This window comes from Pseudomonas sp. MPDS (assembly GCF_013283895.1).
In the GTDB taxonomy this organism is placed as follows: Bacteria; Pseudomonadota; Gammaproteobacteria; order Pseudomonadales; family Pseudomonadaceae; genus Aquipseudomonas; species Aquipseudomonas rhizophila.
In genome coordinates, this window is record NZ_CP054128.1 from 2990420 (window position 1) to 3010092 (window position 19673).

Annotated in this window: 18 protein-coding genes; 11 read left to right on the forward strand and 7 right to left on the reverse strand. The window is 59.5% G+C overall.

The features are described 5' to 3' along the window. Complete coding sequence (locus tag HQ912_RS13165; RefSeq protein WP_173406886.1) at nt 1-879, reverse strand: MBL fold metallo-hydrolase; 879 nt, start codon at nt 877-879, stop codon at nt 1-3. Nucleotides 880-1115: 236 nt separating this feature from the next. On the opposite strand from HQ912_RS13165, the gene HQ912_RS13170 reads away from it, so the two are divergent. The 6 genes from HQ912_RS13170 (at nt 1116) to HQ912_RS13195 (ending at nt 5912) form a co-directional block, all read left to right on the forward strand. Next, nucleotides 1116-2441: a sigma-54 interaction domain-containing protein gene (locus HQ912_RS13170; RefSeq protein WP_139049885.1), complete on the forward strand. Its 1326-nt coding sequence runs from the start codon at nt 1116-1118 to the stop codon at nt 2439-2441. A 144-nt stretch (nt 2442-2585) separates the two neighbouring features. Continuing rightward, on the forward strand, nt 2586-2786 hold the full coding sequence (gene cydP, locus HQ912_RS13175; protein ID WP_052915280.1) for a cytochrome oxidase putative small subunit CydP: 201 nt from the start codon (nt 2586-2588) through the stop codon (nt 2784-2786). Continuing rightward, nucleotides 2783-4354 (forward strand): cytochrome ubiquinol oxidase subunit I, encoded by a 1572-nt coding sequence (locus HQ912_RS13180; RefSeq protein ID WP_173406887.1) that lies wholly within the window; start codon nt 2783-2785, stop codon nt 4352-4354. The genes cydP and HQ912_RS13180 overlap by 4 nt, the downstream gene beginning before the upstream one ends. Next, on the forward strand, nt 4347-5483 hold the full coding sequence (gene cydB / locus HQ912_RS13185; RefSeq protein WP_107322783.1) for a cytochrome d ubiquinol oxidase subunit II: 1137 nt from the start codon (nt 4347-4349) through the stop codon (nt 5481-5483). Before HQ912_RS13180 ends, cydB begins: the two co-directional genes overlap by 8 nt. 22 nt (nt 5484-5505) lie before the next feature. Then, nucleotides 5506-5628: a cytochrome bd-I oxidase subunit CydX gene (gene cydX / locus HQ912_RS13190; RefSeq protein WP_047225667.1), complete on the forward strand. Its 123-nt coding sequence runs from the start codon at nt 5506-5508 to the stop codon at nt 5626-5628. Then, nucleotides 5625-5912, forward strand: a complete 288-nt coding sequence (locus HQ912_RS13195; protein WP_107322782.1) for a cyd operon YbgE family protein — start codon at nt 5625-5627, stop codon at nt 5910-5912. Before cydX ends, HQ912_RS13195 begins: the two co-directional genes overlap by 4 nt. Nucleotides 5913-5973: 61 nt before the next feature. Here HQ912_RS13195 and HQ912_RS13200 read toward each other — a convergent pair whose 3' ends face one another. From HQ912_RS13200 to HQ912_RS13220, 5 genes are all read right to left on the reverse strand, one after another. Then, entirely contained in the window at nt 5974-6891 is a 918-nt protein-coding gene (locus HQ912_RS13200) for a c-type cytochrome (RefSeq protein ID WP_173406888.1), read from the reverse strand. A 10-nt stretch (nt 6892-6901) separates the two neighbouring features. After that, the gene (locus HQ912_RS13205; RefSeq protein WP_047225670.1) at nt 6902-7537 is read right to left on the reverse strand and encodes a c-type cytochrome; all 636 of its coding nucleotides are present in this window, start codon (nt 7535-7537) and stop codon (nt 6902-6904) included. 68 nt (nt 7538-7605) lie between these two features. Beyond that, complete coding sequence (locus HQ912_RS13210; RefSeq protein WP_047225671.1) at nt 7606-8040, reverse strand: universal stress protein; 435 nt, start codon at nt 8038-8040, stop codon at nt 7606-7608. 60 nt (nt 8041-8100) lie between these two features. Then, the gene (locus HQ912_RS13215) at nt 8101-10878 is read right to left on the reverse strand and encodes a cation-transporting P-type ATPase (protein WP_173406889.1); all 2778 of its coding nucleotides are present in this window, start codon (nt 10876-10878) and stop codon (nt 8101-8103) included. A gap of 45 nt (nt 10879-10923) precedes the next feature. After that, complete coding sequence (locus tag HQ912_RS13220; RefSeq protein ID WP_076384330.1) at nt 10924-11847, reverse strand: universal stress protein; 924 nt, start codon at nt 11845-11847, stop codon at nt 10924-10926. Nucleotides 11848-12083: 236 nt separating this feature from the next. Here HQ912_RS13220 and HQ912_RS13225 point away from each other — a divergent pair, with 236 nt between their 5' ends. Together HQ912_RS13225 and HQ912_RS13230 are read left to right on the forward strand one after the other, a co-directional pair. Continuing rightward, nucleotides 12084-13328 carry an MgtC/SapB family protein gene (locus HQ912_RS13225; protein WP_076384332.1) on the forward strand — a complete coding sequence of 415 codons (1245 nt, stop codon included), beginning with the start codon at nt 12084-12086 and terminating at the stop codon, nt 13326-13328. A 106-nt stretch (nt 13329-13434) separates the two neighbouring features. Continuing rightward, complete coding sequence (locus tag HQ912_RS13230; protein WP_047225675.1) at nt 13435-14346, forward strand: universal stress protein; 912 nt, start codon at nt 13435-13437, stop codon at nt 14344-14346. 55 nt (nt 14347-14401) lie between these two features. On the opposite strand, the gene HQ912_RS13235 is transcribed toward HQ912_RS13230, so the two are convergent. Continuing rightward, nucleotides 14402-14965 (reverse strand): GNAT family N-acetyltransferase, encoded by a 564-nt coding sequence (locus HQ912_RS13235; protein ID WP_047225870.1) that lies wholly within the window; start codon nt 14963-14965, stop codon nt 14402-14404. Nucleotides 14966-15271: 306 nt separating this feature from the next. On the opposite strand from HQ912_RS13235, the gene HQ912_RS13240 reads away from it, so the two are divergent. From HQ912_RS13240 to HQ912_RS13250, 3 genes are all read left to right on the forward strand, one after another. Further along, on the forward strand, nt 15272-16165 hold the full coding sequence (locus tag HQ912_RS13240; protein WP_047225677.1) for a universal stress protein: 894 nt from the start codon (nt 15272-15274) through the stop codon (nt 16163-16165). A gap of 136 nt (nt 16166-16301) precedes the next feature. After that, the gene (locus tag HQ912_RS13245) at nt 16302-18674 is read left to right on the forward strand and encodes a phosphoketolase (protein ID WP_047225678.1); all 2373 of its coding nucleotides are present in this window, start codon (nt 16302-16304) and stop codon (nt 18672-18674) included. A gap of 61 nt (nt 18675-18735) precedes the next feature. Beyond that, nucleotides 18736-19626: a universal stress protein gene (locus HQ912_RS13250; RefSeq protein ID WP_047225679.1), complete on the forward strand. Its 891-nt coding sequence runs from the start codon at nt 18736-18738 to the stop codon at nt 19624-19626. The last annotated feature ends 47 nt before the right edge of the window (nt 19627-19673 follow it).

A 19673-nucleotide genomic window follows, 5' to 3' on the forward strand; every position in this document is an offset into this window, starting at 1 on the left:
TCAGAGCACGTTGAGCGGGATCTTCAGATAGCGTGTGCCGTTCGATTCCGGCTCAGGAAAGTGTCCGGCGCGCATGTTCACCTGAACCGATGGCAGGATCACCGTCGGCATTTCCAACGTGCTGTCACGCTTGGTGCGCATGGCCACGAACTCTTCTTCACTGATGCCGTTGCGCACATGGATATTGTCGGCGCGCTGCTCGGCAACGGTACTGGCGAACAGTACCTCGCGGCCGTCGGGCTGGTAGTCGTGGCACATGTACAGCACCGTATCGGCCGGCAGGCTCAGTACCTTGTTGATGGACCGGAACAAGGTGCGGGCATCGCCACCAGGAAAATCACAGCGCGCCGTACCGTAGTCGGGCATGAACAGGGTGTCGCCGACGAATGCCACCGTTTGCCTGGCGTCGCTGACGACGTACGTCATGCAGGCGGGTGTATGGCCCGGCGTATGCAGTGCGCGGCATTGCAGCGAACCGATGGAGAACGTGTAGTCATTGACGAACAGATGATCGAACTGACTTCCATCCTGGGCCATGTCATCACCGGTATTGAACAGCGTGCCAAAGGCTTGCTGCACGGTGGTGATGCGACTGCCGATGCCGATCTTGCCTCCCAGCTTTTCTTTGAGGTAAGGCGCTGCCGTGAGGTGGTCGGCGTGGACATGGGTTTCAAGAATCCATTGAACCTTGGCGTCCAGCTCGGCCACCCTGGCGATCAACGTGTCGGCAGACGTCGTCGTGGTATGGCCGGACTTGGGATCGTAATCCAGTACGCTGTCCACGAGTGCGCAGTGGCGGGTCGCCTGATCAAGCACGATATAACTGACAGTATGAGTATCGGGATCGAAAAATCCTTCGACGTGCAGTGTAGCGGTCATGATCGGTCTCCTGGTCTTGTTGCCGACTGGTTTAACCTGACATAGCAATAAGTCTGCCATGGACCGAATGAGCGAAAACTCAAAGCTATCTATTTGAATTTGTTGTGTTTGTTTTTGTAGGTTGGATGCGGCATTTTCACGCACACGAATAAACAACTGCCATTGGCAGTGTTTGTTGGCATAGTGGCAGTGTCGCTTGCGTCCGGATGAATCCACAGGAACCCACAGGAACCCCGATGAGCACTATCCTGCCAACCCCGAACAATTCGATCCCCCCGCCGGACCAGGTGCAGTCTCTGGTTTCGTTTCTCGAGCACGAGCCGCAGCCGATGATCGTGCTGGACCCGGACTACAACATTCTGGCGGCGAACACCGCCTATCGGCGCCAGTTCGGCAGTGCTGATCAACCGTTTATTGGTCATAAGTGCTATCGGATTTCCCATCATTACGATGTGCCTTGCGATCAGGCGGGGGAGAACTGCCCGATGAAGAAGGCCAGGGAAATGCGCGGCCCGGATCGGGTCCTGCACATTCACCACACCCCCCGCGGGCCTGAACATGTCGACGTGGAACTGCGGCCGATCCTCAATGACCATGGCGACATAACCGCGTATGTGGAGCGTCTTACCCTGGTACGCAGCGCCTCAGCACGGCCCAGCAATGAGGGCCTGGTGGGCAGCTCTCCTGCGTTCAACCGTGCACTGTCGGAACTGCAGCGGGTCGCGCCGTCCATGTTGCCGGTGCTGCTGCTGGGAGAGTCGGGGACGGGTAAGGAACTGTTTGCCCGTGCGGTCCATGAAACCAGCGAGCGGGCCAACGGGCCCTTTGTGGTAGTGGATTGTTCCGGGTTGACTGAAACGCTGTTTGAAAGCGAACTGTTCGGCCACGAGAAAGGCGCGTTCACCGGGGCCACCCTGCGCAAGCAGGGCCTGGTCGAAACAGCCCAGGGCGGTACGCTGTTTCTTGATGAAATCGGCGACGTTCCCCTGGCCATGCAGGTGAAACTGCTCAGGCTGATTGAGTCGGGAACCTATCGCCGTGTTGGCGGCGTGGAAACCTTGCATGCCGATTTCCGATTGGTTGCCGCCACCCATAAGCCCTTGGAACAGATGATGGCCCAGGGTGAGTTCAGGCAAGACCTGTACTACCGCATCAGCGTATTTCCCATTCATTTACCGCCTCTTCGCAATCGCATGGAGGACATCGCGCTGCTGGTCAATTCGTTATTGCAACGTTCCGGTACGGGCAAGCGCCGGCTGACCATCGACGCCGATGCCTTGATGCAACTGCAGCGATACTCCTGGCCGGGCAATATCCGCGAGCTTCGTAATGTGCTGGAAAGAGCCAGCCTGTTTGCCGATGACGGGGTCATTCATTCCGTGCATTTACCCCAGGTCCCCGATGCGACAGCCCAACGACTGGCTAACCCGGCTGGTGCTGATGGCCACTCGTTGGCCCAGATCCTGTCTGCGTTCAAAGGGACCCGCAGTGAGCTGGCCCGGCACTTGGGTATCAGCGAACGGACTTTGTACCGGCGCTTGAAAGAGCAGGGTTTGGCCTGATCAGCCGCTATGACACCTGACTGCCAATCACTGCCGTCATGGCAGATTGGCAGGCTCTGAGGTTGGCGAAAAATCCCCCTTCTACCAGGTTATGTTCCTAATCGGCTGTTATTTAACGATAAAAACCTGACCTTGAGCCTTGGCATGGCGCGTGCTAACTGCACCGACATGACTATTTCCGACAAACGACTGCGCCGTCATCTGCTCACAGCAGTGCTTATCAAGCTGCTCGTGCTGGCAGTGCTGTGGTGGCTATTCATCCAGGATTTCCACGTCAGCGTCGACTCCAACGCGGTCGGCAACCGTTTCGGTGTACCCACCTCGGCTCAAGGGGCAAGCAAGTGATCTCAGAACAACTGGTGGATTTGTCGCGGCTGCAGTTCGCAGCCACGGCGCTTTATCACTTCCTTTTCGTACCGCTCACCGTTGGCATGGTGTGGCTGCTGGTCATCATGGAAAGCGTCTATGTGATGACCGGTAAGGTCATCTGGAAAGACATGACGCGCTTCTGGGGCAAGCTATTTGGCATCAACTTCGCGCTGGGGGTGACCACCGGGATCACCCTGGAATTTCAGTTCGGCACCAACTGGGCCTACTACTCGCACTATGTCGGTGACATCTTCGGTGCACCGCTGGCAATCGAAGGCTTGATGGCGTTCTTCCTCGAATCGACCATGATCGGGCTGTTCTTTTTTGGTTGGGACCGTCTCAAGAGACAGCATCACTTGCTGGTCACGCTGTTGATGGCAATCGGCACAAACCTGTCGGCGCTGTGGATCCTGATCGCCAATGGCTGGATGCAGAACCCGGTGGGCTCAGAGTTCAGCTACATCACCATGCGCATGGAAATGGTCGATTTCTGGACGGTGGTGTTCAATCCGGTGGCCCAGGCCAAGTTTGTCCATACGGTTTCGGCCGGGTATGTCACCGGTTCGATGTTTGTGCTGTCGATCTCCAGTTGGTATTTACTCAAAAATCGTGATGTCGAGTTTGCCAAACGTAGCTTTCGGGTCGCCGCAGCGTTCGGCCTGGCCTCTGTGCTGAGCGTCATCGTACTGGGCGATGAGTCCGGTTACACGGTGGGGGAGGCGCAGCAGACTAAGCTGGCGGCCATGGAGGCCATGTGGGAAACAAAGCCCGCGCCGGCTGGCCTGACGCTGATCGCGAGCATCGATGAAGCTCAATCCCGAAATAATTGGGAGGTCGAGGTGCCATGGTTGATGGGCCTGATCGGGACCCGCTCGGTCAGCCAGCAGATTCCCGGCATTCATGAGATCAAGGAAAAGAACCGCGCCCGAATCATCCGCGGTATTAGCGCAGTCAATGCGCTGGAAGCACTGAGAGCCAATCGCAGCGATCCGGCGGCGTTCAAGACGTTCGAAGAATACAAAGCTGATCTGGGCTTCGGGTTGCTGCTCAAGCGCTATGTCGAGGACGTCAACCAAGCCACACCGGCCATGATCGAAACCGCGGTGAACGATACGGTTCCGCGCGTGACGCCTATGTTTTGGGCGTTCCGGATCATGGTCGGCCTGGGTTTTGCGATGCTGATGCTCTTTGCACTGGCATTCTGGAGCACGCTGAAGTCGAACCGCACCCGCCACCGAGGGTTGTTGCGTTGGGCACTCTACATGCTGCCGGCGCCCTGGATCGCCTGTGAACTGGGCTGGTTTGTCGCCGAATACGGCCGTCAGCCCTGGACGATCTACGGTGTATTACCGACCCACTTGAGCGTGTCAACGCTCAGCGTCAACAACCTGTATGGCTCGCTGGCCGGGTTCATCGTTTTCTACACCGTGTTGCTGGTGGTGGAAATGTTCCTGATGGTCAAGTTCGCCCGCCAAGGGCCTGGCAGCCTCGGTACAGGCCGTTATGTTCACGACGCTCATCTGAAGGAGCTTCACCATGCTTGATTACTTCACCCTGAAAATAATCTGGTGGGCGTTGGTCGGCGTCCTGCTGATCGGTTTTGCGATCATGGATGGTCATGACATGGGCGTCGGCACGCTGCTGCCATTCGTTGGCCGCAATGACCTGGAGCGGCGCGTTGTCATCAATACCGTCGGGCCGCATTGGGATGGTAATCAGGTCTGGTTCATCACCGCTGGCGGCGCCTTGTTCGCGGCCTGGCCTGTGGTCTACGCCACTGCCTTCAGTGGTTTCTACTGGGCGATGATTCTGGTGCTCTGGGCGTTGTTCTTCCGCCCGGTGGGGTTTGACTACCGTAGCAAGATCCACAACGCCACTTGGCGCAGCACCTGGGATTGGGGGCTCTTTATCGGAGGGGCGGTGCCTCCGCTGGTGTTCGGGATTGCGTTTGGCAACTTGCTGCTGGGCGTGCCGTTTCACTTCAATGACTATCTGGTGTCTACCTACACCGGCAGTTTCTGGCAACTGCTCAATCCTTTCGCGCTGCTGTCCGGTGTTGTGAGCAGTGCAATGATCACCCTGCAGGGCGGCACTTATCTGGCCCATCGCACTGAGGGGATTATCCAGTCCCGGGCAGTAAAAGGTGCAGTGGCGGCGGCGATTGTGCTGGTGTGCTCATTCATCGTGGCCGGCATCTGGCTGCAATGGATTGACGGCTACCGCATCACCTCGCTCGTTGATACCGCGGCGCTGCCGGACATCCTCAGCAAGACTGTGGTACGTGAACCTGGCGCCTGGATGGCCAACTACGAACGCTATCCATTGCTTTGGCTGCTGCCCGTCCTTGGATTGGGCGGGGCTGTAGCTGCCGTGTTCTTGTTGATGGTGCGCCGCACGCTGTCGGCGTTTGTCGCCTCATCGCTTGCGGTGATTGGCGTGATCAGCACGGCGGGCGTCTCAATGTTTCCGTTCATCATGCCTTCCTCAACCATGCCTGCGGCAAGCCTGACGGTGTGGGACAGCGTCTCCAGCCACCTGAGCTTGGCGATCATGTTCTGGGCCACGTTGATCTTCATGCCTCTGATCGTGATTTATACCTCTTGGGCGTATCGCGTCATGAGCGGAAAAGTCACCGTTGCCCAGATCAAAGCCAACGAGCATTCGGCCTACTAGTGCCGGCAAAGGAGCAAAGAATATGTGGTATTTCGCCTGGATGTTGGGAGTCGGCTTTGCGCTGTTGCTGGCGATATTGAATGCAATGTGGGGGGAGAACGAAGCGAACCGGGCCTTGAGTGACAATGACGAGCAGCAGCGATGATTCAGCAACGCTCAGATACCCAGCCGTCTTCACGCATTCATCTGGCGAGTCTGATGATCGCCATCACCATCATGCTTGCCTGCACACTGTACCCGCCGATGATGGCAACCTCGGAGGGAAAAGCTGATCACGCACTGGCGGGTGCTTTGTTTGCGGCGATGAGTGTGGCTTTCGTCAGGGGCGTGGGTTTTATCCCGCGCCGGTGGCTCTGGCGCTGGCTGTTTTCAGGTTGGACCTGCACTGCGGCATTGGTGCTGGCCGGATGGCTGATGTTCGTGCGGTGAAGGCGGGCTTACGTTCAATAACGCTGCACGAGAACGGCGACAGTAGTATTGGCTGCGCCGTTCATTCAGTTCCCTGGCCAAGTATCACGCCGTTCACTTCTTTGCCATAAAGATTGATCCCGTCATTGGCATGGAATTTCAACCGGGTCTGCTCGATAGAACCGGCAATCATCCTGGGGTCTTTCGGCCGTTCGTGGCTGTTCATGTAGGCAGCAACGTGCCAGGCCTCATCGGCGGACAGGGTGGCGCCTTTACCTAATGGCATATTCGACTTTATGAACCCGGCTGCGGTATTGATACGATGCATCCCCGCGCCCCAATTGAATGAGTCTTTGCCCCATAACGGTGGGAATACGTAATCGCTCCCGGCCTTTTGGCCTTCGCCCTCGTTGCCATGACACACCGCGCATTGCTGGGCATAGATGACCTTGCCCTTGGCCACATCGAAGCCTCCCGCCGGTTGTGGCACCTCAGGATAAGCTCGCCCGGGCAGTTCCTGGCCTAGCGGTGCTCCTGTTGCCAACCAGTAGGAAAAGGCAGTCAGGGCGGCGATGACCTGCCCGTCGGCCGGAGGCGGTTTTCCGTTCATGCTGAACTCAAAGCAGCCTTGTAGGCGCTCGGCGTAGGTATTGACCTTGTCGTTCTTTTTTCGATAAGCCGGGTACATCGTGTAAGCCGCCCAAAGGGGCGCCGAGTCGGCTTTTCTGCCTTGGTCCAAATGACAATTGGTGCAGTTCATCCCGTTTCCCACGAACTCGGGGGCGTTGGCTTTGGTATCGACAAAGATCGCATGCCCTTGGCGGACCAAACGGCCAAAGGCGTTATCAGGCAGCGTGTCCTCTGCTGGCGGAGTAAATGTCGCCGTCCGCTGTTGTGGGGCGTCTGGGCCGGGCGAAGGGGGCGATGCATCTGCCACATCAGCAGCGCCAGCCATCGATACCATATTCAAACTGATGAGTGCCGCGATGAATGATTTCATGGCCAGACCTCTATTGACTGAGCTCAGCGAAATACCGGGAAACAGCCTCGACCTCGGCTTCAGTGAGGGACCTCGCGATGTGGCCCATGAGATCGTCCGGATCATTTTTCCGGGTCTTCTGCCGCCAGGCATTCAGTTGCGAGACCAGGTACTGAGCCGATTGGCCCGCCAGCGGTGGAAAAGAGGCACCGACCCCGATTCCGCCAGGGCCATGACAGGAGACGCACTCGGGTATGTTTCGATCCCATGCGCCTCTCAATGCCAGGGTCTGCCCCAGGCCCTTGGCCGCCTGCGCACGATTGATGGGTTTGACAGGTGGGCCTGGCATGTTGGCGAGCATGCTGGCGAGGGCTTGTACCTCGTCCTCGCTCAATGCCTGGGCGATAGGAAGCATGATTGGGTTGGCCCTGGAGCCTGAGCGAAAATCCGCGATTTGTTTTGAGAAGTACTCAGCAGGTAACCCTGCAAGCCTTGGGAAGCCAGCCGCGGGCATCCCTGTACCGTCCGCACCATGACAGGTTGAACAGGCAATGGCGGCGGGGTTGGTCCCGCCCTGGGTGAAGGTCTTTTGCGCGTCCGCTGCATAAGCGGATGTTGCCAGCGCACCGGATAAAGCAAGGACTGATCCCCATCGCGACATACCCATCGTTCTGCCTCGCAGACGTTATGGGGGACAGGCCCCCTGGTGCGCCATCAACTGCAACTCACCCTCGGTTATTTGACCAAGGTAATCGGGATACTGGACAGCTGGATCACTTTGGCCGCGACAGAGCCCAGGAAAATGCCTTCGAGAAAACCACTGCCGTGCGAACCCAGGATGATGCTGTCGCACCCCAAGGATTTGGCGCACGCCACGATTCTGCTGGCCGCGTCGCCGTGCAGTGTATGGAAAGTAAAGGCGATGCCTTGCTGTTTCAGAAGAGCGATTGCCTTATTCGCATCTTCGGCACTTTTGCCGTCGTAGTAACGGTCAAGTTCATCCTTGCTCATGGTTTGCGCGATGCGAGTGGGTAAAAATGACTGCACATTGACCAGGTGCACCTCCACGCTGCCTCCCAGCAATCCGCCGTCCCGGATCAGTCCAATGAGGTAATGCACCACACGTTCGGAGTGCTCTGAACCATCGACAGCGACCAATACTTTGTGCATTTTCCGAATCCTCTTTCAGTAACATCCAGCGGCTGGTCGAACACCATGCCAGCCGCAGCGTCAGGGTGACTTCGGGGTCTGTCCCACTATGAGCGTAGCGCCCTTGGGGTCGGTTAACCGTAGCCGAATCTGTTTTTCAGTTTCGATGATCGCAAAGAGCGCGATGCCCACTGCGATAATCAATAGCCCATCCATAAAGGGGATCGCTTGAGTGGCAAACACCCTTTGCAGGGGCGGCGCGTAGGTGATGGCGAACTGAGCGAAGGTTACCACTGCAACGGTCAGCCACACGACCTTTGTACCTCTGACAGCCTCCCAAGTCAGTGACGTGCCATAAAGATTGCGAATGAAGAACAGGTGGAATATTTCCATCACCACCAGCGTGTTGACGGCGATGGTGCGGGCCAACTCCACCGGGTAGCCCCGGTCGAGCGCGTAGGTAAATATGCCGTAGACGCCGCAAAGAAACAGGATCGAAACCAGCACCATGTGCCAGATCAAGGCGCCGCTTATCAACGGCTCGTGCCTTGAGCGCGGCGGCCTGCGCATGGTGTTTTCTTCGGTCGGCTCGAACGCCAGGGCGATACCCAGCGTTATGGCGGTAATCAGGTTGATCCACAAGATTTGAATCGGTGTCACCGGCAGGGTGAGGCCAAACAGCAGCGCGACAATGATGGTCATGGTTTCGCCCGCGTTGGTGGGCAACGTCCAGCTCAGCACTTTCTTGATGTTGTCGTAGACCGTCCGGCCTTCACGTACGGCGGCCACGATGGAGGCGAAGTTGTCATCGGCCAGCACCAGGTCCGCCGCCTCTTTTGCCGCCTCACTGCCTTTGTCACCCATGGCGATGCCGGCGTCGGCGCGTTTGAGCGCGGGTGCGTCGTTGACCCCGTCGCCGGTCATGGCCACGGTCATGCCGTTCGATTGCAGCAACATCACCAGCCGTAGCTTATGTTCAGGGCTGGTGCGGGCGAAGATATTCACGTCCTTGAGCGCTTCTTTGAGCGTGCCGTCGTTCATCGCGTCCAGGTCGACGCCCGTCAGCACCTTGTCGGGATTTTGCAGGCCGATTTGCGCGCCGATCGCGGCGGCGGTGCCGGAGTGATCGCCGGTGATCATCTTGACTGCGATACCGGCAGCCTGGCATTGCTGGACCGCCTGGATCGTCTCGGGGCGAGGCGGGTCAATCATGCCTGTCATGCCAAGCAGGGTCAGCGAACCCTGCACGTCGCCAAACTCCAGAACGGTGTGCTCGGACGGCACGGGGCGGCTGGCAAACGCCAGCACGCGCTGACCTTTGCCGGCAATGGTATTTGCCTGTTGGTGCCAGTAGTCAGCATTGAGCGGCTCCGTGGCGCCGGTACTGCCACGCTGCTGCGCGCACATGGCCAGGATCTGTTCCGGCGCGCCTTTTACATAGATTGACGCCTGTCGCTCATGGTTGTGGTGCAACGTCGCCATGAAGCGGTGTTTGGCGTCAAACGGAATCGCATCGGTGCGGGGCCAGGTGCGTCGTTCTTCTTCGCCATCGATTCCGGCTTTCACGGAAAACGCCAGCAGTGCGCCCTCCATGGGATCGCCCTCGACCTTCCATGTGGCGTCGTGCAGTCTCAACACCGCGTCATTGCAAAGCGCGGCGGCGCGTCCCAGTTCGGCTAACGTGGGGTGATTGGAGGTGTCGATCAACTGGTCAGCCAGGTTCATGTTTCCCGACGGCTGATAACCGGCACCGTCGACCGTGAACGTCAGATCACGGGTGACCACTGATGCGACCATCATTTCGTTGCGGGTGAGGGTGCCGGTCTTGTCCGTGCAGATGACCGAAACCGATCCCAGGGTTTCGATGGCGGGCAAGCGGCGAACGACGGCGTTGCGACGGGCCATCGCGCGAACCCCGACCGCCAGGGTAATGGTGAGAACGGCGGGCAGTCCTTCGGGGATGGCGGCGACTGACATGCCCACCACCACCATGAAGATTTCGTTGAATGCGTAATGGCCGACAAAATGACCGTAAACCAGTAGCAGCCCGGCGACGAGCAGAATCAGGATCGTCAGCCAGCGCGCGAAGACGTTCATTTGCTGGACCAATGGCGTGGTCAGTGTCTCGACTTCCGACAACAGATTGCTGATGCGCCCGATCTCGGCGGCGGTCGCGGTTGCAACGACAACCCCGGTGGCCTGCCCACAGGTCACCAGGGTTCCACTGAAGGCCATGCAGGCACGATCACCCAGGGGCGCTCCAAGGCGCACAGGTTCAGTGTGCTTTTCCACGGCGGCGGATTCACCGGTCAGGATGGCTTCCTGGATCTGCAGCCTGTTGGCGTGCAGCAAGCGAAGGTCTGCCGGGACTTTATCGCCGGCCTCCAACAAGACGATATCGCCGGGTACCAGCGCTTCACCCGCGATGCTCAAACGTTCACCGGCACGAATCACGGCGGCGCGGGGCGCCAGCATCTGCCGGATCGCGTCCATGGCTTTTTCCGCTTTGCCCTCCTGGACGTAGCCAATGATGGCGTTGGCCACCACCACCGCCAGAATGACCACCGTATCCCAGAGGTGTTGCAGCAGCGCAGTGATCACCGCGGAGCCCAGCAGCACATAAATCAGGATATTGTGAAACTGCAACAGAAAACGCAGCCACGCCGGTCGCCGCGCCGATTCCGGCAGGCGATTGAAGCCTGTGCGCGCAAGCCGGGCTTGAACTTCTGCATCGTTCAGCCCGGTGTGCTCATTGACCTCCAGCCGTCCGAGCACCTGCTGCGCAGGCAACGTGTACCAAGCCTCGGCATCTGTGGGAATCGGATCCCGCTCGGTCGGTGCGTTGCTCGCTCGGTTCATCAGGCCGCTATCCCTGCGCTCATTATGCTGTTGGTATTCATGCGTTCAATCGAACTGCTGCGGTGCAATCACCCACAAGCTGCACGGCATCTTGTACAGCAGGCCTTCCACGGTGCTGCCGATCAACTTGTCCAAACCTTTGTAGCGCACGCGCCCCATGACAATGACATCAATGTCATGGGATGCCGCGTAGCTGGCCAATACCTTGGCCGGGTCGCCCATGACCATGCGTCGTTGTTCCGGCGCGATGCCGTTGCGCTCGGCCAACGCGTCAAACGCCTCGCCCTGGGATTCATAGAGCTGCCGGGCCAGGGTGGAAGAAAAGAACATCGAGCCGCTGCCGAAACCATATTCGGAGGCGGTGATGGACGACAGGTCATAGGCGTAGATGACTTCCAGGCTCGCGTCGCAGGAGGTGGCCAGTTTGTTGGCTTCGCTCAGGATCCGGTCGTTGAGGCCTTCGTAGCGGCCGTCGAGATGAAAGGGGTCAATGGCCGCCAGAATCTTGCGCGGACGGGCGTGAGTGACTTTGTTGACGAAATGCAACGGCACTTCGCTTTCGCGCAGCAGGTGCACATCCAGCGGGGTGAACATCAGGCGCGAGAACCAGGATTCATGCTCCACCGTCTTGATCAGGGCATCCATCGGCTGCTCCTTGAGGTGGACCAGAATCTCCTGCAGCGGTCGCTCGACCCACGCCACTTCGGTCGTGACTTCAATGCCCAGCTTGCGCAGTGGCCGGGCCTGGTCTTCCAGCCAGTGGCGATGGCGTTCAACGTAACCCAGGCGCATCTGTTCCAGGGCCTGCTCATTGACCAGGCTAGCGGTGGCCAGGCCTTCGAGGTAGTCGAAGGCAACGATATGCAGCGCGGCGCCTTCGGCCTTGGCCAGCGCCGCTGCCCGGTCGAAGGCCGGACTGTGTTCCATCAGCGGCGAGACGACCAACATCAAACGTGATTGCGTGGACATGACAAACCTCCCGAGCATGGACGTATGGGTACCCGACGGCCTTCGCGCCGCGTGGAGCCAGGGTTTGATCATGATCGTATCGGGCATCGGTCACTTGATTTGCATCAAGCTCATGCCAGAAGCGTGGCATCAATGCACACGGCGCCTGGCAATAGCGTTATGTTTGATCATGAAATCCTCCCAGGGACTACCCTGGACTCAGGTACAACCGGAACACTCAGTATAGAACCGAGGCCATGAGCGAAACCCTGGGCTTTGCCAATGCCGCCGCTGCGCTCGGAATCGGCTTGTTGATCGGGCTTGAACGCGAGCGACGCAAGGGCGAGGGCGCCCGGCGCGACTTCGCCGGCCTGCGTACCTTTGCCATTACCTCGTTGCTGGGGTATGTCACGGTCCAGGCTGGCGGAGTCTTGCTGCTCGGGTTCGTGGCGCTTGCGCTGGGGGCACTGGTCACGGCGGCGTATTGGCGAAACCTCGACCAGGACCCCGGTATCACCAGCGAAGTGGCGTTATTCGCGGCGTTGGCGTTGGGGGCGCTCTGCATGACCGCCCCGGCCCTGGCGATCGCGATTGGCGTGGTGATGGCCGGTCTGCTCGCCAGCCGCCAGGCGCTGCACCATTTTGCACGCAACCAATTGACCGCAGCGGAAATGCGTGACGGGCTGGTGCTGTTGATCGCCGCGCTGGTGGTGCTGCCGCTGGTGCCGGATCGCTTCCTCGGACCTTACGATGCGATCAACCTGCGCACCATCTGTATGTTGACGGTCATGTTGATGGCTGTGGGTGCGCTGGGGCATGTTGCGGTGCGGACCCTCGGCACTCACTACGGTTACGCCCTCAGCGCGGTTGCCTCGGGGTTCGCCTCGGCCACGCTGACCGTCGCCACCATGGGTAACATCGCCGCGAAAGAACCGGCCAATCTCAAGGTGCTGAGCGCCGCTGCCGTGTTGTCCAATCTGGCGACAGTGGCACAAATAGGGCTGATCCTCGGTGCCGTAGAACCGGCCCTGTTGCTTTGGATGTGGGGCCCGCTACTCTGTGGCCTGCTGACAACATTGATCTACGCCGGAATGCTGATGTTTCCCCGACCCAGGGCTCGGGCGGATGAACCGATCAAGCGCGGCGGGGCCTTCAACCTCAAACTGGCCTTGACGGTAGTCTTGGCGATGGCCGGTATCACGCTCCTGTCGTCGGCGATGCTTGCCGAGTTCGGCCAGACCGGGGTAACCGTAACGGCGGTTTTCAGCGGGCTGGTTGATGCTCATGCTTCAATTGCCTCTGTTGCTTCCCTGGCGAAGGCCGGATTGTTACCCCTGGATGGCATCGCCATACCGGTCTTGATGGCGATGAGCAGCAATTCCCTGAGTAAATGCGTAGTGGCCTGGCTCAGTGGCGGACGGCGTTTCGCCGGGTATTTCATCCCCGGCCAGGTGCTGGTGACGCTGGGAATGTGGGCCGGCGTTCTGCTCCCGAATCTGTGAGCCTGTGTGGTGGCAGTTTGATGAAGATCAAGTCCTGCCCGTGGCATACGTTCATTCTGGAACCCTCAATCCTTTAAGTGGCTGCCGCCACGTGCCGAGGTGTTCCATGTCCCAGACCCAACGTTTGTTGTTATTGGCACCCGATGCCATGACCCGTTCGCCTGCGTTCGACCGCGCCACCGAACTGGCCCTGGCGCTGGATCTGCCCCTGCACATCGTCGCCATCGATTATCTGGAGGTGCTCTCGGTGGCCGGTCTTTTTGCGCCAGAACAAGTCAAGAAGGCCCGTGACGGGTATCTGGAAACGCACCGGCACTGGTTGTGGCAACAGGCTGAGCTGGCGCGCCGCCATGGAGTGGAGGCGACGAGCGAGGTGGTCTGGGGCAAAGACGCTTATCAGGCCTTGCAGCAGTACGTCAAAGAGATGCCACTGGCGCTGATCATCAAGGACGCCGAGCCTGAACCGGCAATGAAGCGGATTTTCTTCACACCCATGGACTGGCGCCTGCTGCGCGACTGTCCGGTGCCGGTGCACCTGGTCACCGACGCGCGTCATCCGCGGCCCCGGCAGGTCCTGGCGATCGTCGATGTGCTGCGCAGCGAGGAGCAGGACCTGGTGTTCAACGACCGGATCGTCGATGCCGCCGTGAAACTGGCCGATCAATGCAACGCCCAGGTTGAGTTGTTGCACGCCTTCGACTGGACGGCGGTGTACGCCGCCGATATGGGCGTGGGTGCGCTCCCGCTCGCCACCGGGCTCTATGAAGCATTGGGGCAGGCGCAGCACGAAGTGTTTGAATCCCTGGCCGAGCGTCACGGCGTGCCGCCGCAGCAGCGTCACTTCATCGAAGGTGCGCCGCTGAGCAGCATCTGCACGTTCGCCACCGATCATCAGTGCGACGTCATTGTCATGGGCACGACACAGCATCGAGGTCTGGACAAGCACTTGGGCAGTACTGCCGAGCAGGTGCTGCAACGGGCACCTTGCAGTATATGGGCAATCAAGCCGGGCGAGTGACGGCAGGGTGACCTTGCGCGGGGCCTGGCCCCGGGTCCCGCGCAATGCACTGTGGTTAAAGATAGAGCCGGTGGATGACCTGCCGGGCGTCGTCGGGGTCGGTACGGGTATCAAACCCAAGGCTATGGGCCAGATCCCGCATAGGGGCGTTATCGGCGGCGTCGATGGAATACAGCTGGCGATAGCCGTTCTTGCGGGCCGCCTCTATCAAATGCTCCATCAACAACGTCCCCAGCCCCAGATGCTGCCATTGATCGGCCACGGTCACGGCGCACTCGCATTCGTGTTCACTGGTAGCGCAATAGCGGCTGACACCGATTTCGATCAGTTGGCCGTTGTCGTGGACCAGGGCGATGTAAGCCATGCGCGTCTTGCAGTCGACATCCATCAACTGGTCGAGCATGGCCGCACCGGGTTCATTGATTTGCGCCAGGAAACGCATGTGCCGGGACTCCGGTGACAGACGCTTGATGAAGTCATACTCACGCTGGCGATCTTCTTCCTTCAGCGGCCTGATCAACACGTGCCGGCCATCTCTGAGGGCCTGGATCCAGTGCTTGCCGCTGATGCTGGCATACAGGGCAGCGGCGCGTTCATTGTGGTCTTTGACGTTGAGCATGATGCGTTCCTCCATCGGGTGTGAACCTTCGGCGCGGCAAAGGCCGTGCATTCGCTACTGTTCTACGCCGGCGTGGCAGATCGATTCTGATCTGGATCAGTGCTCGCGAATCCGCTCGTCGATGATCAATGCCGGGGAGCAATTTCAGTGGGAGCCAAACCTGTGGGGGGCAAGCTTTGCTCCCACAGGTATGTGCATGCAGTTGATAAAGATCAAGCCGCCCCGGGGTGACAAGCGCAGGCTGTTGCACATGCCAGAGAGGGACCGCTGGGGACCTGATGGCCAACAGACCAGTGGAGGTGTGTAATGGGACAGTACCAACGTTTGCTATTGATCGTTGAAGCCGACCTGCATCCGTCTGCCGCGCTGCGTCGCGCCTGTGCCCTGGCCAGGGTCAGTGGCGCGGCCTTGCACCTGTGCGCATTCGTTCAACCACCGCCTCACACGCATTTGTGGGGCGAAAAGAACGATGAAGCGACAGCTCAGCGCTATATGCACCACTACCGTCGCTGGATGGTGGAGGAGGCGGCGCTGCTCAAGGAGCAAGGACTGGATGTGACGACCCATGTGGTCTGGACCACTCATCCATTACTGGACATCCTGCGCTACGTCGAGCAGTTTCAGCCCGATTTGCTGATCAAGGATGTGACCCTCGAGCCGCTGCTCAAACGTGTTTTCGTGACGCCCCTGGACTGTCATCTGCTGCGCGATTGCCCGGTGCCGGTGCATCTGGTCAATCGCGCCACCCACAGCTTGCCACGTCGGGTCGTGGCGGCGGTGGACCCCGCCAATCCGCAGGCCAACGCCTTGAACGAGCGCATTATCCAGGCCGCTGGGGCAATGGCCCTGCAATGCAATGCCCCGCTGCATCTGCTGCACGCCTGCGATCTGTCTCCGGCCTTCAACGGGGAGGCTTCGTTGGTGGCTGGGGCCTGGGATGAAGATTTTGCCGAGGCCTTGCGAGAGTCGCTGCATGCGGCGTTCATCAATTTGGCCGAGCGGTGGAGCATTCCACCCGAGCGCCGTCATTTCGTCATTGGCCTGCCGGTGCCGGTGATCCATGAGTTCCTCGATGAGTTCGAGGCTGATGTGGTGGTGATGGGCACCGAGCAACGCGCTGGGCTGGACCGTCTGATCGGTAGCACGACGGAACGGGCCCTGTATTCGGTGTCGGGCAGCTTGTTGGCAGTCAGGGTATGAGCAGGGCGCGTTGACTCTGATGTAAATCAAGTCGGGTTTGTTCAAGCGCTCCAGAATCAGTCGTGGCAGACCGTTCGATATCGGTTCAAGCGATCAGGGCAGTTCGCGGGTAATCCAGCCTCTTTGGGAGAATGTGATGAGTGATTTTCTTAGCCCCGACCAACTGGAAGGCATTGACGCCTATTGGCGTGCTTCCAATTATCTGGCTGTGGGGCAGATTTACCTCAAAGACAACCCTTTGTTGCGCAAACCGCTGCTACTGGGCCACGTCAAGCCACGCCTGTTGGGCCACTGGGGCACCACGCCGGGATTGAACCTGATTTACGTTCACCTCAATCACCTGATCAAGACCCACGACCTGAACATGATCCTGGTCACCGGCCCCGGACACGGCGGCCCAGCCATCGTCGCCCAGAGCTATCTGGAGGGCAGCTTCACCCAGTGTTATCCCTCGGTGGAACAGAACGAGAACGGGATGCTGCGCCTGTTCCGGCAGTTTTCCTGGCCCTACGGGTTGTCCAGTCATGTCTCGGCGCAGATCCCGGGGTCCATTCATGAAGGCGGGGAGCTGGGGTATTGCCTGGCCCACGCCTACGGTGCGGCGTTCGACAACCCTGACCTGATCGTGGCCTGCGTTATCGGCGATGGTGAAGCCGAAACCGGTACGCTGGCGGCGAGCTGGCATTCCAACAAGTTCCTCAACCCCCGGCGTGACGGTGCGGTTCTGCCCATCCTTCACCTCAACGGCTTCAAGATCGCCAACCCCACGCTGCTTTCGCGTATCAGTGAAGACGAGCTGTCAGCCCTGATGTACGGGTATGGCTACGATCCTTATTTTGTCGAAGGCGACGACCCCCACAGCGTTCACCAGCAACTGGCGATGGTCCTGGACGCCATGCTGCTCAAGATCCGCGAAATCCAGCGTACGGCCCGTGCAGACTCGTCGGCACATGAACTGGAGCGGCCACTGTGGCCGATGTTGGTGCTGCGCACGCCCAAGGGCTGGACCGGTCCGAGATTCGTCGACGGTCAGCAGGTCGAGGGCACCTGGCGCGCCCATCAGGTGCCACTGAGTCATTTCGAGCAGCCCATGCATCTGACGCAACTGCAACAATGGCTCGAGAGTTACCGGCCACAGGAGCTGTTCGACGCCAGTGGTGCATTGCTGCCGGAGATTGCGGCGCTGGCGCCCACAGGGCATCGGCGTCTGGGCGCCAATCCCCATGCCAATGGCGGCTTGCTCCTCCAGTCACTTGAGCTGCCTCGATTTACCGATTACGCCGTGCAGTTCTCCGCGCCCGGCAGTGTGCAGGCGGAGTCCACCCGGGTGTTGGGCGGTTTTGTCCGGGACGTGATGAAGTACAACCTCAAGGCTGGCAACTTTCGCCTGTTCGGCCCCGACGAAACCGCCTCCAATCGCCTTGATGCGGTGTACGAGGTCAGTGGCAAGACCTGGATGGCGGCACTTGAAACGGGGGACACCAACCTGGCCTGCGAAGGCCGGGTGATGGAAATCCTCAGCGAGCAGGTGTGTGAAGGCTGGCTAGAGGGCTATCTACTGACGGGCCGTCATGGCCTGTTCTCCTGCTATGAGGCGTTCATCCATATCGTCGATTCGATGTTCAATCAGCACGCCAAGTGGCTCAAGACCGCTGCGCAGATTCCCTGGCGCGCGTCGATCGCTTCGCTCAACTACCTGCTCACATCCCACGTCTGGCGCCAGGACCACAATGGTTTCTCCCATCAGGATCCGGGATTTATCGATCATGTGGCGAACAAAAGTGCCGATGTGGTGCGTATCTACCTGCCGCCGGATGCCAATTGCCTGTTGTCGGTGGCCGATCACTGTCTCAAGAGCCGCGATTACATCAACGTGATCGTGGCCGGCAAGCAACCGGAGTGGCAATGGCTGGATATCGATTCGGCCATCAGGCACTGCTCCATTGGCATCGGTCGGTGGGCCTTCGCCTGCCAGAACGATGACGACCCGGATGTGGTGATGGCCTGCGCCGGTGATGTGCCAACCCTGGAAACCCTGGCCGCCGTGACACTGTTGCGCCAATACGTGCCGGATCTGCGCGTGCGGGTGGTGAACGTGGTGGACTTGATGGCCCTGCAACCGCCGCAACAGCATTGCCATGGTCTGCCGGATGCCGGGTTCGATGAGTTGTTCACCGTGGACAAACCGGTGATTTTCGCGTTCCACGGCTATCCTTCATTGATCCATCGTCTGGTCTACAAGCGCCATAACCATGACAATTTCCATGTGCGCGGTTTCATGGAGGAGGGGGCCACAACCACCCCGTTCGACATGGTGGTCATCAATCACTTGGATCGCTACCAACTGGCCTTCGATGTCATCCAGCGGGTACCGCGCTTGCAACCGTTGGTGGAGGGCGCCCGGGACCGCTACTGGGCCACCATGGAGAAGCACCAGCTTTACCTGATCGAACATGGGCAGGACATGCCCGAGGTCCTGAACTGGCGCTGGACGCCGGCGCCGGGTTGACTGTACGCCCTGTTACGACTTCGACATCGCGCCGTTCGCCCTGACTTTTTGGAGATCCATCATGAGCCAGTACCAGCGCTTACTGCTGATCCTCAACCCGGCACAGCGACACTCTCCGGCCCTTCATCACGCAGCGGCCCTGACGGCGGCCAGCGGGGCGCACTTGCATGTTTCTGCGTTGGTGCCGTCACTGGACATTCTCAAGCTGTTGGAGCAGGAGCCCCGTGATGAAGCGCGTCAGAATTACCTGCAGGACCACCGTCACTGGCTGGAGGAGGAGGCCGACAAGATGCGGCGCCGAGGCCTGAGGGTCACCACGCAGGTGGATTGGGTCGACGGCATGGACGAGCAGATTCTGCAGCACGTTACGCAAATCCAGCCTGATCTGCTGATCAAGCAGGTGCAACACGAGCCCCTGCTCAAACGGGCCTTCCTTACTCCGCTGGACTGGCGTCTGTTGCGCCAGTGCCCGGTTCCCATGTACCTGGTGGGCGCCACCGGCCACGCCTTGCCGCGCAAAGTGGTTGCTGCGGTGGACCCTTCCAGCGACTTTGCGCAAAACAGTGGGCTCAACGACCGGATCATTCGCGAGGCAATCGGCTTGGCCTTGCAGTGCGACGCCGAGTTGCATCTGGTTCACGCCTATGAGGTTTCGTCGGTCTATCTCGGCGATGTCGGCGGAGGTGGCCTGACGCTTAAACAGCTCAGCAATGAACTGCGCAGGAGCCTGGAAAAAACATTCCTGGAGCTGGCCAACCTGTTCGGCGTGCCGGCCGAGCGCAGGCACTTCGTGCTGGGCCATCCGGTTTCAGCCTTGAGTGAGTTTGCCCTGGAGCATGAGGTCGATGTCGTGGTCATGGGGCGCTCGCAAAAGGGTGGTTCGCACGGGCTGTTGGGTAGCACCACGGAGCATATTTTGTATCAGGTGTCGTGCAGCGTACTGGCTGTGTGAAGAAACCGGTGCTCATGGCTGTGTCCTTGATGAAAATCAATGGCCCG